The sequence below is a fragment of the Mycoplasmopsis agalactiae genome, assembly GCF_000089865.1.
In the GTDB taxonomy this organism is placed as follows: Bacteria; Bacillota_I; Bacilli_A; order Mycoplasmatales; family Metamycoplasmataceae; genus Mycoplasmopsis; species Mycoplasmopsis agalactiae_B.
The window spans coordinates 524,075-540,701 of record NC_013948.1 but is presented as its reverse complement, the minus strand read 5'-3'; the positions used below and the strand labels follow the sequence as shown (position 1 = coordinate 540,701).

Sequence of the window (16,627 nt, the reverse complement as noted above, 5' to 3'; positions counted from 1 at the left end):
ATTTTTTATTTAACTTGGTCTTCGTTGCCAAATTTTTCTCATCTTTCAACTTCAGCATTGCAGTCTTTAATTACTTCAGGTACTAAATCAAATGAATCAAGGATTGATCCTGAAGCTCTTTCATGACCGCCTCCGCCTCATTTAACTGCAACATTTCTTACACATGGGCCATTTGAACGGTATTCTACTCTAATTTTTCCATTTTCTTCTTCGTTGAAAAATACTCAAAATGGATATCCTTTTAGATTAGAAATAGAATTTGGCCTACAAGCTTGGTTAGGAGTTTTACCTAGCTTAATTGTTTCATCATAAGTTAGTGTAGTGTAAGCAACTTTGCCAACTGTTTTAAGATTTTCATAAATTTTATTAGTTAGTTTAATATCTTGTAAATCAGTTTGAGCTAAACCAGTAAACACTTTGTCTGCATCAAAGCCAGTTTTGTATAAAAAGGCTGCTAGTTCATGTGTTCTTGCTGATGTATCGGAAAATTGAAACCTTCCGCTGTCAGTTACCATACCTAAAAAGATATATTCAGCTGCCTTAGGACTAACTTTTCAACCTGATTTATAGGCTAATTCGGCAATCATTTCAGCTGCTGCTATTCTAGATGATTCAACTCATCTAGTACACTTATCTAAATCATCATCATTAGGATGATGGTCGATTCTTAGTGTTTCGGCAAATAAATTTTTGTCTAAATATTGACGCAAATAAATTCTTTCTTTGAAGTTAGCATCAACAATTACTCCTAGTGATTTTGCTAGTAATTCATCACTTGGCTCATTGTCAAAGTTAAAGTTTAAAAATGAAAATGAACCATTGTTATTACCAATTGCATAAACTTTTTTATTAGGATAGTTATCTTTTATTAATTCTCTTAGGCCAAATTGACTACCTAAGCAGTCACCATCAGGGCGTGTGTGATGAAAAATAATGATTGAATCATATTTTTCAATTAAATTTTTAGCATCATTAAATGAGCCTATTTCCATATGCTTAGCCATACTTACTTTGCCTCTCATTCAACAATTGCTTGGTTTAAATCATTAATTACATCATTAACTTGGCTTCATTTTGTTAATGTAATGCCAGCAGCATTATCATGGCCGCCACCACTGTATTTATTTGCCACTTTATTAACCAAAGGCCCATTTGAACGAAGACGGCCTCTAATCTTGCCATCTTCAAGCTGGATAAAGAAAGCTCAGCATGAATTATTTTCAATATCGGCTAATTCATTGACGAATGTGGCTGCTTTAAGGCTGTCTAGGCTAAATTTATCTAACACTTCATTAGTAACTTCGTAATATAAAACTCTGCCTTGTTTTTTAAAATTTGAAAGTATTTCGCCAGAGAATTTGATATCATCCATTGTTCTTTTGCTTAGTTCATTAAAAATGAATTTAGGTTCTAGGCCACATTTTTCATATAAAAATGAAACTAATTGATGTGTTCTTGCTGAAGTATCTGGATATAAGAATCTGCCGCTGTCTGTCACTATGCCTAAAAATACATGCTCTGCAGCTTTTTTGGTAACTATTCAGTTAGCTTCATAAGCAATTTTTGTAATCATTTCAGCAGCAGCAACATAACGCTCATCTACTCATAAATATTTATATTCAATGTCGCTATCATTAGGATGATGATCTATTCTTAAGGCAGCAGTAAATTTTTTATCTAATAATAATTCAGCACACTCAATTCTATTTGAACTAGAAGCATCGACTACAATGCCAAGAGAGTCTGTAAAGTCAATTGTTTCAATTGGATCATATTTATAGTTCATAAAGTCAAATACACCTACATTATCTCCAACTGTATAAACCTTTTTTTCAGGATAGTTAGTTCTAATTAATTCAGCTAGCCCAGCCTGTGATCCTAAACAGTCGCCATCAGGGCGAATGTGGTGAAAAATGATTATATTTTTGTACTTTTCTATGGCATCAATAGCCACTTTTGCATTACCTATTTTCATTTTGCCTCCTAATAAAATTTATATTTCTATAATTATAAATTATTTATCTTTAATAGGTTTTTTTAAAAAAACAAAACAGCCACTAGCATTGCACAAAATGGCTGTTTTATAGACTTATTTGTTAAATTTTAATATTTCTCAATTAATATAAATTCCGTTTTTAATTAAATGGTTAATTATTTCATTATAAATAATGTCATTAATTGCTTTATTGCTCATTAGAATGTATTTGTCTAAACTATTAAATAAAAAATAAAGTGACTTAAGTTCTTTTGTTCATCTTTGGTTTTCAGTGCACTGACCGCAAATAAAACCACCCTCTGAAAATTTAAAATCAACTAAATTAGCTGGTGAGTTGCAACTAATACATCTGTGATGATTTGGCTGAATCCCATTGTATTTAAGGGATTTTGATACTAAGTAGGTAATCATATATCTAAGCGGATTTCCTTTAGTTTCAATATCTTCAAAGCCATTTTTTACATAATAATCATACTTAAGTAAGCACTCTTCATATGCATCAAAAACTTCTTTAGAATTGCTACTATAATTTTCTAAATAAAGCATCATTTTGGAAATAAATTTAAGTACCAAATTATCTTCATAATGAGGCATAATGAGCAAAGATGCTTTTTTAAGTTTGCTAAATTTATTTACGAATCTTGCTTTAAAATAGTCTATTTCGCAAATTGAACCAATCTGTAAGTTTTGCCTATTTTTAGAAATTGTTTTAGCAACTCCAGGCGCAAAGAGTTTAAAAACACCATTAGTGCCTAAAACAGTCACTAATGCTGCATTTTCATTTTGTAAGTAATCTTCAATTTTTAAAACAATAACTTTTTCAACTTTTTCTGCCATAATAGTCTAAAACACCTAGCAAATTTAATTTAAATTTAGATTTGAATTTTGATTCTTAGTATATATTTTAATATTGATAATTTTAAATTTTGTTTTAATTTTAATAATAATATAATTTTATCTACATTATCATATAAATACTAAATTAAAATTCCAGACTGCATTGCAAAGGTAGGGCTTTAAATGACAAACAATGAAGTTGAAAAGATTTTTATAGAAATTTTAGAATCAACACCCGGTGTAAGATTAGATTTAGAAGAAGGCACCACAGATCATATTGCAGATTTTAATGTGCATGAAAGTGATAAAGATATATGGAATTTTAGCGCATCAATCAAGATACTAAAAAACACAAGCGCAAAAGAATTAGTGAAAAATATAAGTAATTTGTTAAAGTATAAGCTTATTAAAAAAGGTCAAAAAGTTGGCAAAATTAATTTATTCATAGGAGAGTTGATAAATGATTAAGAACGCTAAGGCTATTGATGGCACAATTTATTCAAATTTAATTATTTCTGGTGCAAATAATTTAATTAACAACAAAAATAGAATTGACGCACTTAATGTTTTCCCTGTTCCTGATGGTGATACTGGAACTAACATGTCTAATACAGCTGAAGCAGCAGCTAAAGCGCTTAAAAGTTTAGAAAATACTACTAATCTTGCTGAAGTTTCTGCAGTTGTGTCTAAAAACATGCTACTTGGTGCTCGTGGAAACTCTGGTGTCATATTAAGCCAAATTTTTAAAGGATTTGCTAACTATTTTGCTGATAAAAATGAAGTAACAGTTTTAGAATTAGTTAAAGGGTTTCAAAGCGCTACTAAAAGAGCTTATGAATCTGTTCTTAAACCTGTAGAAGGCACAATTCTTACAGTAATACGTGAAACAACTGAACAGCTAGCTAAACATGTAAATGAAGAAACAACTCTTGAACATTTCTTTGAAATGGCGAAGAATTATTCAAGAGTTGCTTGTGATAACACTCCTAACTTACTAAAGGTTTTACGTGAAGTTGGTGTAGTTGATTCAGGGGGCGAAGGTTTAGTTTCGTTTATTACAGGGATGCACAGCTATGTAGTTGGTAATCCTGTTGAAATTCAACAAGTTGAGCAATCAATTGATAAATTTATTAGCTCTGATGAAGTTTATAAAGGCGAATTTGGCTACTGCACTGAATTTATTATTGAATTAAATAAACCTGATGAATTTGATAAAACAGCTTTTGAAAAACATATTTCTAAGTTTGCTAATTCACTTGTTATTGTGCAAGATGCTGAATTAATTAAAGTGCACGGTCATACTTTAAAGCCAGGCGATATGCTTAATTTTGGCCAAAAACATGGCGAATTTATAAAAATTAAGTCAGAAAACATGACACTGCAAGCTGAAAATTCAAGAGCAAACAGAAACAACAGTGTGGTAATTAATGATGTAGTTTCGCAAGGCAATAAAAAATGTGGAATTGTCTCATGTAACCTTGGTTCAGGTTTTATTGACAAAATGAAAGAATTAGGTGCTGATGCAATTATTGAATGCGGTCAGACTCAAAATCCTTCTGTGACTGATATTTTAGAAGCTATTAAGTCAGTTGATGCTAAAGATGTATTTGTGCTTCCAAATAACCCTAATATTTTCCTAGCTGCTGAGCAAGCTGCTTCTGGAATTTTTGATAAAAATGTTCACATAATACCTACTAGAACGCAAATTCAAGGAATTAATGCCATCATAGCTTTTAATAGCAATTCAAATAGCGACGAAAACAATGAGCTAATGAAAGAAGTTATGAAAATGGTAAGAACTGGCGAAGTTACAATGGCAGTTCGTGACACAACTTTTAATGGTGTAAAGATCAAAAAAGATAACTTTATTAGCATTTTAGATGGCAAAATAATTTCATGCAAGACTTCATATTTAGAAGCTGCCAAACATTTAATTAAAAAAGCTGCTAATGATGAAACAGAAGTTATTACCATTTATTATGGCAATGACGCTTCAGAGCCTGATGCAATTGAATTAGTTGACTATATCAATAGATATTATGACTGCGAAGTTGAAGTTATAAATGGCAATCAACCTAATTATCATTTTTTAATAGGATTTGAGTAAGAGAATATGTATAGAATAGCTTTTGATGTAAACGGAAATGACAATGGCGTAGCTGCTGCAGTTAAGGCCAGTTGTCAGTTTTTAAAAGAAAATAATAATTATGAAATTATTTTAGTTGGTGATGAAGCTTTAATTAATAATGAGCTAAAGTTAATTGAAAATATTCCTAATTCATTAAAAATAATTAATAATCCAAATGTGCCTTCTGATGTTAAAAACTTTCATAAATCACTAAGAGAAAATACATCAATGAATGATGCTATTGACCTTGTTGCACAAGGCAAAGCCGATGCTGTAATTTCTAGTGGTGATTCTGGAACATATTTAGCTTGTGCTACCTTTAAATTAAAAAGATTGCAAGGAGTTAGCCGTTCTGCATTTATGCCACTTATGCCTACAGTTGTTGGACGTAAGTTTTTACTTTTAGATGTTGGTGCTAACATTGAATGCAAGTCTGAATACTTAATTGAATGAGCTAAAATTGCTAATGTTTATGCACGTACTTTACTAAACATTGTTAATCCTAGAGTTTCATTAATCAATATTGGAACTGAGGATTATAAAGGATTAGAAATAGTAAAAGAAGCTGCTAAAGAGTTAAAGGATAATAAATTCATAAACTATATAGGCTACAGTGAACCAAGATATTTATTAGATGGGGTTGCTGATGTAGCTGTTATTGATGGCTATGGCGGAAATTTAGTGCTTAAAAGTCTAGAAGGCGCAATTTTAAGCTTCAAAAACTTACTTAAAGACAAAATTATGGCTAAGCCAATAAGAAAATTTGGCTATTTATTCCTTAAAGGCGCCTTTCAAGATGTAGCTGAAACATTAGACTATAGAAATGTTGGAGCTGCATGGTTAATTGGACTTAATGAACTAAGCATAAAATGTCACGGCAATAGTGACTCTAAAGCATACTTAGGAGCACTAAATCAAATTAAATTAGTTATAAAAAATAATGTTCTAGAAGCTATCAAAAAGGAACTAAATGACAAGCCACATGAATAGCATTGAAAGTTTTTTAAATAATTTTAATATTAAGCCAGTAAGCTTAGCTGTTTATAGACAAGCTTTTACACACGGCTCATCTGTAGCTAATTCAAAGGGCAAAAATTATCAAACATTAGAGTTTTTAGGTGATGCAATATTGCAGTTCTATGTATCTGCAATACTTTTTAATTCCTTTAAAGACAAAAATCAAGGACAGCTTACCTTAATAAGATCAAAATTAGTGTGCACTGATTCACTTAACCAAATTGCTGATTTGCTTAAGCTTAAAGACTTTTTAGTACTCTCAAGCAACGTTGTTGCCACTGAAGTGCTTAGTTCAAAAAAAGTGGGTGCTGATATTTTTGAATCATTAGTTGCTGCTATATTTTTAGACCAAGGATTGCCAAAAGTTAAAGAATTTTTAGACAAAACATTATTGCCTTTAGTTAAGCAATATAAAGAAGGCAAAATTGAGCTTAAAGATTCAAAAACAAGACTGCAAGAGTACATGCAATCATTTAGCAAAAAAACTGTTTTTTATCAAACATACCAAAGTGAAAATAATTTATTTAAAGCAGAAGCTATTTATGAAGGTAATGTTTATGGTTCTGGTGTTGGAAAAAGTAAACATGAAGCTGAAGAAAATGCTGCTAATGATGCATTAAATAAATTAATAATGTCTAAACCATAGCATTTTTAGTCTTTTTTTATTAAAATTTACTAAGAGCAAAATTTTAAAAATTGCAAGAGGTGTAAAATGAAATTAATTAAAGTGGAAGCTCACGGATTCAAATCATTTGCTGAACCTATAACTTTGCATTTTAATGGTGGGGTTGCAGGTATTGTCGGGCCTAATGGTTCAGGAAAGTCAAATATTAATGATGCTATTAAATGAGTTTTAGGCGAAAGAAGTGCTAAAGAGCTTCGGGGCGATAACATGGATGATGTAATTTTCGCTGGTTCTAAGACTGCAAAGCCTATGGATAAAGCTGTAGTTACACTTACTTTTGATAATAAAGATGGTCAAAGCAGCATTAATCATGAAACTATTACAATTTCTCGTGTTTTAGAAAGAGGCTCAGGCATTAACCAATACTATCTTAATGGTGAAGTTTGCAGACAAAAAGATATTAAAGAAATTGCAATGGAAAGTGGAATTGGCAAGAGCAGTTTAGCTATTATTTCACAAGGTACAGTTAGTGATATTGCTGAAGCATCTGCTGAAGAAAGAAAAGGAATTTTTGAAGAAGCAGCTGGTGTTTCTAAGTATAAATTTAGAAAAAAAGAAGCTTTATCAAAGCTAGCTAAAACTCAAGAAGGACTTGACCAAATTGCCTTAGTTATAGCTGAAATCGAAAGAAAGCTTAATCCATTAAGAAAGCAAGCTGAAAAAGCAAAAATATTTATTGCAAAAACTGAAGAGTTAAGATCTGTTGAAGTTGGCTTATTAGTAGATAATATCAAAAGATTTGGTTCAAGATATGATGAACTTTCTGTTGAATTAGAAGGTGTTCAAGAAACTAAAAATGACTTGAATGAAAGAATAAAGAATTTAGAAGCTAAAATTAGCCAAAATATTGAATTCAAAACCAATCTTGAAGCTTCTCAAAAAGAAATTTCAATTGAGCTAGAAGCGGTTAAAGACAGACTTAACAACCTTTCAATAGCTATAGCTAGAGAAAATGAACGTGAAAGATTAATTGTTGAGGGCGAGTTAAAAGTTGATACCACTGAACAAATTAATGCTTATAAAACATTAATTGAAAAATCAGCACAAAGAGTTGCTTACTACAATAGAGAATATGACTTAATTAACAAAAGAATTTCAGATAACAGTGAAATTTTAGACACTCATGACAAAGAGCTCAACTTTATAAACATCAGACTAACTAAAAAAGAAAATGATATTTTCAAAATACAAACTCACCTAAACTTGCTTAAACAACAAAAAGAAGGCAACACACTTTTATATAAAGGTACAAAAACCATTTTAGAAAACAAAGCCATTTTTGGCAAAGGCTTAAAAGGAACTGTTGCTGATTTAATTAAAGTCAACAAAGAATATTCACGGGCAATCGAAGCAGTTTTAGCAAATGCTTTACAACACTTAGTAGTTGATAAACCGGAAGTTGCTGTGAAAGCAGTTGAGTTTTTAAAGCAAAATAATGGCGGAAGAGCTACATTTATTCCTCTTGCATCTATTCATCCTAAAAGCGTTAGAGATGATCATCTTTTGGCTATTCAAGGTCAGCCTGGTTTTATTGCCGTAGCTTCTGAATTAGTAGAAGTTGAGCCAATTTATCTTATTCTTTCACAATTTTTATTAGGTAATGTTATAGTTACTGAAACAATTCATCATGCTAACCATATTTCAAAAATTTTAGACAACAGATATATGATTGTCACATTAGATGGTGACATAATTCGTGCAGGTGGTGTAATAGTTGGTGGGGCTAAGTCAAATACTGAAACATTATTAACTATTGATTTAAAAATAAGTGAACTAGAATCACTTATTCCTGGTATTCAGATCGCTATAACCGATGATAGATCTAAGCATAATGAAATTAGCAATGAAAGAAGAATTTGTTTAGAGTTAGAAAGCCAGCTAAAAAATCAATTAGCAAATATTATTACGCAAAAAAGTGCTGAGCAAAAAATACTTGATGAGCTAAATTTAAAACTCAAAAATATTAGCAACAAAGAATTAGAAATAAAAACCGAAAGCATCAGCATTCACAGTTCTGAAGCTGATTTAGAAGTTTTATCTTCTAGAAAAAGTGCACTTGAAGCTGATTTTAGAGCTAAAAACGAAAGAATTAATGCTCTAGCCCAAGAAATTAATTCAGGACAAGTACTAAAAAGTGACTTTGAATCTACTTTAAGAAAGCTTTTAGAATCATTTTCAGAAAAGCTTTCTGAAAAAGAAAAATCTAAAGTATTTTTGGAACAATCACGTGAAAGATTAGCATCACAATATAAGTTAACATTAGAATCGGCTGAAGCACAAGGCTATAAATTAGAAATGTCTTATGATCAAGCAACTGAAATTGTTAGAGAAATAAGAGAAGAAATTAATAAACTAGGCAATGTTAACCTGGAAGCATTAGAACAATTAGTTGAAGAAGAAGAAAGATACAACAAATTTGTAAAAAGCGAAGAAGAATTAACGCAAGCAAAACAAGTTTTAGAATCGGCTATTGCCCAAATGGACAAGATTATTATCACAAGATTAACTAATATTGTTCACGATGTTAATGCTGAATTTAACGATGTTTTTGCCACAATGTTTGGGGGCGGAAGCGCTAGATTATTCTTCTCAGATCCTAAAAATATTTTAGAATCAGGTGTTGAAATTGAGGCTATGCCACCTGGCAAAAGTATTAAAAATCTTAAGCTATTTTCAGGCGGTGAAAAGTCACTAATCGCTATATCTTTATTATTTGGAATTCTTAAAGCTCGCCCACTTCCTTTATGTATTTTAGATGAGGTTGAAGCCGCTTTAGACGAGTCAAACGTTGTAAGGTATGCAGAATATTTACAAAAATTGAAAAACAAAACTCAATTTTTAGTAATTACGCACAGACATGGAACAATGTCTAGGGTTGATGCCTTATTTGGCGCAACAATGCAAAATAGAGGTGTAACAACATTCTTTAGTTTAGAGTTAGCTGAAGCTAAGAAATTAGTTGATGATGTTCAAGAAGACTACATTTCAGCAAGAGCAGCTAAAGCACAAAATTAGATCATTAAAAAACTTACAAGGCTATAAAACAGTCTTGTAAGTTTTTTACTCTTCAACATATTTGGTGTTAAAGGCGCCTTTAACTTGCTCAACAGGCCTTATTGAAATCCATGCTTTTGGATCAATAACTTTAATATCTGAAATAATGTTTTTGCTTTCTAGCGTTAATAAAGTAGTTTCAATAAAGTATGTTTCTTCTTGTGAGTAACCACTAATTCCTTTAAAAATTGTATATGCATGTCAGTACTTAATATGCTTAAAGTAATTCAAGATAGCATCAGGACATTTAGTTGCAATAGAAAGAGTTACTTTTTTGTATTTTGGATACATTAAGCCTAGCACAATGTTGTTAAAAATAATGTATAGAATAGTTGAAAATTCTCTTAATCCAAAAATTGTTCTATGTGATACATATTTTTTAATTGAATTAATGTTAAAACCATCTTTTAATGTGATTATTATTGAATTAGGTTGCTCTAAAACATTTTCAACACTACTGCTTGATGATATAACACCTAAGTCAACGGCTTCTTTATGTTTTGCAGCAATACCAAAAACAAGTAAGAAGAATGAAGTTGCGATAATATTTACAGTAAACATCATTCCTGCAACACTTTTTTGTTTTTTAGTTGAGAAATAATAAGCAATAATGTCAGTACCGCCAGTTGAACCGCCATTTTTTCAGGCAATAGCAATCGATGTTCCGGCACATATTGATCCAAGGAAACCATTTATTATTATCGGCCAACTGCTTGCATTTTCATATGTTCCTATAATATTGCCTGCTTTATCCCGAAATTCAACTAGCTTATGTCAACCAGGAGCAATATTAATGTAATTATGTATAAAATTATGAACCTGTGGAATTGAAGTAAATATTGCGTTAGTAATTAACTGAGAAATCATAAACACAGCAGTTAATATAGTAAAACTCCGCTTTACCTTGAAACCAAAGCCTATCAAAAGGGGCAGGTTAATCAAAATAAACATTAAGGCAAAGTATTTATCTCAGTCACGGTAACCCTTATCCTTAGCAATAAGCACAGCTAGCATTGGAAAGCCTGATAAACCACTAGGAAGCGTATCACCTCTGTTTAAAAATGCAATAACACCAAAGTTAAAGATTAAAGCAGCGATGAAAAGGAAAAACACTCTTTTAGCGTATAAAATAGCTGTCCTTTTCCTCACATTCTTTTTTCTTTTATTTGCGCTATCTGAATAATATGAGTAATTGGCCATTCTTAAGTTAGCCATTAAGTCATCACCAAAATATTTTCTTAAGTCAATATCTTCTTTATCTAATTCAATTAATTTTAGGTTATTGACATTTTCGCTATGTAGTTTTCTTAATAATTTTTTTCTTTTAAGTATTTTTAAATTAGTCACAGGGCTACTCATAGTATGAAAAATTATAAAAAATATTTTAAAAAATTGAATTACAATTATTAAATTATTAGCAACATTTTTGGCACTTTTGCAAGGAGAGTAGAATGAAGAAAAAGATTTTTTCATATGACTTAGATGGCACATTATTAATGAGTAACAATAAGGTTCATCCTGTAACTAAAAAAGCATTTCACGATGTTCACAAAAAAGGTGGTATTAATATTTTAAACACTGGAAGAGGCCTTTTAAAAGTGCTACCTTTGTTAGATGAATTTGACGGAATAGACTATTTTATATGCTCAAACGGTGCATTAATTTATGATGTAAAAAACAAAAAACATATTGTTGTAGGCAGATTAGAATCTGATGTTTTTGAAAAAATGTTTGAATATGCTTACAAGAATAATTTAATAATTTCACTTGATACAGCTGATTTTACTGCTACATATGTAAATAAAGATGCTGATGGCAATTTTCCAGAATGAATTATGAAGCAAGATATTATGGATTTTGCGCACATTAAGTTTTCTGATTATGAAACAATGTCAAAAGTAGCAAGCGATTCAGATTCAATAATTACACAAGTTGCAATAAGAAATCCAAACGAAATAGCTGCCAAAACAACAAAACACTTTAGTAATTTATATAAAGATAAGTACTCTGTCTATTTAACTAATAGAATATACACTGATGTTAATCCTTTAGGAATTTCAAAGTGAAATGGCCTAAAAGAATTTATGAAAATATATAACTTGCATGATTGCACAATTTATGCTTTTGGCGATTCAAGTAATGATGTAGAAATATTGCAAAATGCTCATTATAGTTTTGCAATGGAGAATGCAACAGATGATGCTAAGGCAGTAGCTACTGAAATTATAGGGCACTATAATTCAGAAGCAATTGGCATAAAATTAGAAGAAATAATTAAAAGTAGTTAACTTCTGCTAAATGTGTTATTAAACTTGCTCCTGATTTAATTAAGTAAGTATTACCATCATCATATGTTAATCCTGGATAGCAGTAAACATTTTTGCCTAAATTTGCAAAACAATTAGCTAAGTTAATTAGTCCTGAATTTCGCTTGCTACTAAATATAATTAAATTATTTGCTAGTGCTGAAGCTACAACATTTCTTTCTTTAAAGTATCTAAGTTTTGGATGCAAATCAGGTGGTATAAAAGTGATACATAAGTCTTTACTAAAATCTACATCAGGGCAATTATAAGATATACCGTTAGCTAGTAAAAATATGATTCCTTGTTTATTGTTATTAAATATTTCAATAATATTTTGATCAATGTTTTTGAAGTTATTAGTCAATAAAACGGTGTTTTTGGCTAATTCATTACATGTTTGTGCAACATTATGTAAAACAAATTCATTAGCTACATCGCCAGTAGCACAAACTATATTTTTATTAAGTAGTTCAATATTCCCTTTATAAAACAAAACAAATGGGGAATATTTTAATTCTTTTAATCCTTGCGGATAGTTAGTATCAAAAATTGTAATAGTTTTAATGCCGCTTTCTTTTAATTTATTTATCTCTTCATCAACTTTATATTTATCAACCTTATATCCGTTTTTAAGTGCTTTATAAATTTCAAAGTTATTTCCTTTAAACAAAATCGAAAAGTAAACTAATAAATCATTCATTTTTTCTCCTTTTTGATCTCTCCTACATTAAGATTTTTGCTTTTTAATAAGAAAACAAAAAAAGGAAAAAAATGGGAAAAAAGTTTGATTTTTCCCAGTTAATTTTTTTAAAAGTCTTATTTTAGTCTTAAAAGCAGTAAATAATCAAATAGGCCTTATTAATAGTTGTAAAATTTAATTGTAAGTTTTTAAATTTTATATTCATAAGGAGATTCAAATGAAAGAAATTCCAGCAAAAATGAAAGCTTTTGTTGTGACCGAACCTAAAAAGTGAAGTGTTAAGGAAGTGGATGTACCTAAGCCTAAATACAAAGAAGTTTTAATTGAAATGGAAACTTCAGGCATTTGTCATACAGACTTGCATGCTGCTAATTATGATTGATTAGTGGAACCAAAATATCCATTAATACCAGGGCATGAAGGAATTGGAAAAGTTGTTGCATTAGGGGAAGGATGCACACGCTTGAAAATTGGTGACAGAGTTGCTTTAGCATGATTGCACGATGCTTGTGGTTATTGTGAATATTGTTTAACAGGCAGAGAAACTCTTTGTCCAAATCAAAATATGTCAGCTTATACTAAAGATGGTTCATATGCTGAATATGCTATTGGTCATGAAGATTATGTTGGACTAGTGCCTGAAAAATTAGACATAATTACAGGTGCTCCTGTTGTTTGTGCAGGTGTAACAACATACAAGTCATTAAAACAAACTAAAGCTAAAGCAGGCAATTTTGTAGCTGTTATTGGTGTTGGTGGCTTAGGCCAAATGGCTATTCAATATGCTAAAGCTATGGGACTAAGACCTATTGGCATTGACTTATCAGATGAAAAATGCGAATTAGCCCTTAAATCAGGAGCTGAATATGCATTCAACTCTGCTAAAGATCCTAAATTTATTGAAAAAATCATCGAAGTTACTAATGGTGGTGTACATGCTGTAGTTAATACATCAGTGCACCCTAGTGCTGCTGAACAAGGTATGGACATGCTTCGTCGTGGCGGCCGTCAAGTATTAGTTGGCTTACCAGCTAAAGACAAACATGGCAAAGATGATTTCAAAGTTTCAATTTTCTGGTCAGTATTATTAGAACGTGAATTAGCGGGCTCAATTGTAGGTACTAGACAAGATTTAGCTGAAGCATTAGAATATGCTGCTGAAGGAAAAGTTAAATCTGAAGTTACTAAGGTAGTTAAACTTGATGAAGTTTCTGACATTTTTGACAAACTTCAAAAAGGCGAGTTCTTAGGAAGAGCTGTTATTGACTTTAGAAAATAATTTATTTTAATTAAAAAGCATCCTGGTTTTAGTTAATCAGGATGTTTTTTATATGTCGGCTTACTTTCCTTTAAGTACTATAAAACACAGGGGGTTTAGGTATTTATTTTATCTGTAATTGCGAAGGTTATTTATGGGATATTTTCAACAAATTTATTTGTTATAAGATGTGTTTAAAAATGCTTAATTTAAGTATAAGGAAACAATTACATATTCTTGTGACTCTCTCTCTCTCTCTCTCTCTCTGGCTATTTTTTCTTACTTATATAATTCATTTTTTATCTCAAAAACTAATAAAAGGAAGTATAGAAATAATATTATGAAAAAATCAAAGTTTTTAATTTTAGGATCAGTAGCTTCACTCAGCGCTGTTCCATTTGTAGCTGCAAAATGTGGTGCAGAAGCTAAAAATACTATAAAAGAAGATAAAAGCAGCAAGTCAGCAAATGTTGGATCTAAAAAGCAAAATGAAGCAAATAATGATATGGCAATGAGTATGACTTCATCTGATAAATCAAATGAAAATTCAACATTAGAAAAAGAAAATGCAAACAAAGATTTAGATAAATCTATGTCTAAATCAGAAGATTTAAAAAGTAAAAAAGGAACTTTGACAGAAATCGCATCTAAAAATGAAATGAATATTGGTTCTACAAATGTTGACAGAGTTGCAAATGATACAGATGCTTCAGGATATGATATAGGAAGAGTATATAGCTCAATTGATGATGGAGAATCAGTTTCAGATATTCTAGATGATGAAGCTAAAAAAGACTATAAAAAAGAGATTGAAGTTGAATATGAAAATATCAAAAAGTTAATTGAAACAGTACTAAAAGATAATTCAAAGAAAAATGAAGTTTTAAAACAACTAGAAGAATTGAAGAAACTACTAAATTCAAAGTTCCACAATGCAAAAACATTCAAAGATTTAGACAAAATAATTAGCTACCTAGAAAAAATCGGCGAAAAGGGAAAAGTAAAATAAATTAATCAAAAAATGTTTTAGCTGCGAATAATAAGTATAAATCTAGAACAGATAAAAAGATTTGCGGTATCGCCTGCCGTTTTTATTAATTTCAACAAGCATCCTGATTTTAGTTAATCAGGATGTTTTTGTATGCTTGCTTAATTTCCCTTTATCACTATAAAACAGATGCTTAGGTGTTCGTTAATTTTGTAATATAAGGTTCATTAGCAAGGTCAATTTTGGTATATATAATTTTCATAAAAAGCTTTTAAATTGCCTGATTGAGGCATAAGGAAACAATTACACATTTTGCGACTCTCTCTCTCTCTCTCTCTCTCTCTCTCTGGTTTATTATTTCTTGCCTTTATAATTTGTTTTCAAATCTCGAACATTAATCAAAGAAAGTATAAAAACAATTTATGAAGAAATCAAAATTTTTAATTTTAGGCTCACTGGCATCCCTTAGCGCAATTCCGTTTGTAGCTGCTAGATGCGGCACTAGTGCAAAGTCTGAAGAAACGAATAAAAGTAAGCTAGAAAAAGACAAAATAACTGGCGAACTCACAAATAATAATGATAAAAACACCAATACTAATAGTAATGAAGGCAAAAATAATATAGATACATCAAATAATGATTCAAGCACAGAAACAATAAACAATGAAATGAATAATTCTTCAACGCCTAATAATAATGGAGTTCAAGGTGATGAACCAAAAGCTGAAACTCAAGTAGCTCCAGAAACTTCGGAAAGTTCAAGTTCTTCTTCGAATAATAATGGCGGCAATTACTCAGTCAATAATCATCCAAATGGTATGAGTAGCGATGCACCAGGATCTACTCCTGAAGTAGACGCAAAACTAAAAAAAGAATTAGAGGATGTTGAAAAAGTTAAGAAAATTGTTAACGAACACAAAGATGCTTTTGCTGCTTTCCATACACAAGGTGATTTTTTAGATCAAATTGCAGTTTATGCTAATGATGAAGGAATTAGCAATCTTAAACTTCAAAGAGAAAGCGAAAAAGATAAAAAACTAATTGTAGATAATGAAGGTAAAGAAAATAAAAACACAATAAAACTAAAAATTGGTTCACAAGACTTTGAAGTAAAACTAGGAATTGTTTTAGAAAGTGGCGTTGTTACAAAATACCATTTAAAAGATGAACCTTCAAAGATATTAAGTAATCATGAAAAGACTCCTGATGGAAAATGAATTGTTGATAAGAATTGAGGTTATAACATGAGAGACAAACTGGTTGTTATAACTCAATTAGGTTATCATAAAGATGGCAACAATTTCAAACTGACTACATTAGGAAAGAAAACAATTAAGGTTCCAAGACAACTACCACTAAAAGTTGATTCGTTAAGTTATTCTTTCTATAATCTTCAATCAGAATCAATTGAGAATATTGAAAAATGAGATGTTAATAATATAGCCAAAGCTGATGGTGCATTTGACGGAGCATCAAAATTCTCTCAGGATTTAAGCAGCTGAAAATTAAAAAAAGAAACCAGTAAGAAATCTATTTTTAAAGGCGCTTCCAAAATGACACAGCATCTTGATAATATTGCAAAATCTTGAGGCGTTAAAAAAGAGGATCTTGTATAAGATGCACTAACTAGCAAATAAAGAACATATTTAGTCATGTGA

Annotated in this window: 14 protein-coding genes; 9 read left to right on the top strand and 5 right to left on the bottom strand. The window is 30.6% G+C overall.

Annotation, left to right across the window (positions count from 1 at the left end):
- Positions 1 to 5 precede the first annotated feature (5 nt).
- The 3 genes from MAGA_RS02320 to recO all read right to left on the bottom strand — a co-directional run bounded on the left by MAGA_RS02320 (position 6) and on the right by recO (position 2,833).
- Positions 6 to 992, bottom strand: a complete 987-nt coding sequence (locus MAGA_RS02320; RefSeq protein ID WP_013022081.1) for a DHH family phosphoesterase — start codon at positions 990 to 992, stop codon at positions 6 to 8.
- A gap of 14 nt (positions 993 to 1,006) precedes the next feature.
- The gene (locus MAGA_RS02315; protein ID WP_013022080.1) at positions 1,007 to 1,975 is read right to left on the bottom strand and encodes a DHH family phosphoesterase; all 969 of its coding nucleotides are present in this window, start codon (positions 1,973 to 1,975) and stop codon (positions 1,007 to 1,009) included.
- Between the two features lie 114 nt (positions 1,976 to 2,089).
- Entirely contained in the window at positions 2,090 to 2,833 is a 744-nt protein-coding gene (gene recO, locus MAGA_RS02310) for a DNA repair protein RecO (protein WP_013022079.1), read from the bottom strand.
- A 183-nt stretch (positions 2,834 to 3,016) separates the two neighbouring features.
- On the opposite strand from recO, the gene MAGA_RS02305 reads away from it, so the two are divergent.
- From MAGA_RS02305 to MAGA_RS02285, 5 genes are all read left to right on the top strand, one after another.
- Positions 3,017 to 3,301 carry a hypothetical protein gene (locus tag MAGA_RS02305; protein ID WP_013022078.1) on the top strand — a complete coding sequence of 95 codons (285 nt, stop codon included), beginning with the start codon at positions 3,017 to 3,019 and terminating at the stop codon, positions 3,299 to 3,301.
- Complete coding sequence (locus MAGA_RS02300; RefSeq protein WP_013022077.1) at positions 3,294 to 4,940, top strand: DAK2 domain-containing protein; 1,647 nt, start codon at positions 3,294 to 3,296, stop codon at positions 4,938 to 4,940. The genes MAGA_RS02305 and MAGA_RS02300 overlap by 8 nt, the downstream gene beginning before the upstream one ends.
- Before the next feature lie 6 nt (positions 4,941 to 4,946).
- The gene (gene plsX / locus MAGA_RS02295; RefSeq protein ID WP_013022076.1) at positions 4,947 to 5,951 is read left to right on the top strand and encodes a phosphate acyltransferase PlsX; all 1,005 of its coding nucleotides are present in this window, start codon (positions 4,947 to 4,949) and stop codon (positions 5,949 to 5,951) included.
- On the top strand, positions 5,932 to 6,624 hold the full coding sequence (gene rnc / locus MAGA_RS02290) for a ribonuclease III (RefSeq protein WP_226876345.1): 693 nt from the start codon (positions 5,932 to 5,934) through the stop codon (positions 6,622 to 6,624). Before plsX ends, rnc begins: the two co-directional genes overlap by 20 nt.
- Before the next feature lie 66 nt (positions 6,625 to 6,690).
- Complete coding sequence (locus MAGA_RS02285) at positions 6,691 to 9,678, top strand: AAA family ATPase (protein ID WP_013022074.1); 2,988 nt, start codon at positions 6,691 to 6,693, stop codon at positions 9,676 to 9,678.
- A gap of 45 nt (positions 9,679 to 9,723) precedes the next feature.
- Here MAGA_RS02285 and MAGA_RS02280 read toward each other — a convergent pair whose 3' ends face one another.
- Positions 9,724 to 11,076 carry a YitT family protein gene (locus MAGA_RS02280; protein WP_013022073.1) on the bottom strand — a complete coding sequence of 451 codons (1,353 nt, stop codon included), beginning with the start codon at positions 11,074 to 11,076 and terminating at the stop codon, positions 9,724 to 9,726.
- 92 nt (positions 11,077 to 11,168) lie between these two features.
- On the opposite strand from MAGA_RS02280, the gene MAGA_RS02275 reads away from it, so the two are divergent.
- Positions 11,169 to 12,005, top strand: a complete 837-nt coding sequence (locus MAGA_RS02275) for an HAD-IIB family hydrolase (protein WP_013022072.1) — start codon at positions 11,169 to 11,171, stop codon at positions 12,003 to 12,005.
- Here the strand turns inward: MAGA_RS02275 and MAGA_RS02270 are convergent.
- A complete protein-coding gene (locus MAGA_RS02270) occupies positions 11,992 to 12,723 on the bottom strand; it encodes a DNA-processing protein DprA (protein WP_013022071.1) in 732 nt (243 codons plus the stop codon). The genes MAGA_RS02275 and MAGA_RS02270 overlap by 14 nt on opposite strands.
- A gap of 238 nt (positions 12,724 to 12,961) precedes the next feature.
- Here MAGA_RS02270 and MAGA_RS02265 point away from each other — a divergent pair, with 238 nt between their 5' ends.
- The 3 genes from MAGA_RS02265 (at position 12,962) to MAGA_RS02255 (ending at position 16,585) form a co-directional block, all read left to right on the top strand.
- A complete protein-coding gene (locus MAGA_RS02265) occupies positions 12,962 to 14,002 on the top strand; it encodes a zinc-dependent alcohol dehydrogenase (protein WP_013022070.1) in 1,041 nt (346 codons plus the stop codon).
- 319 nt (positions 14,003 to 14,321) lie between these two features.
- Entirely contained in the window at positions 14,322 to 14,990 is a 669-nt protein-coding gene (locus tag MAGA_RS02260; RefSeq protein ID WP_013022069.1) for a variable surface lipoprotein, read from the top strand.
- Between the two features lie 401 nt (positions 14,991 to 15,391).
- Positions 15,392 to 16,585, top strand: coding sequence for a BspA family leucine-rich repeat surface protein (locus MAGA_RS02255; protein WP_013022068.1), 1,194 nt, complete (start codon positions 15,392 to 15,394; stop codon positions 16,583 to 16,585).
- The last annotated feature ends 42 nt before the right edge of the window (positions 16,586 to 16,627 follow it).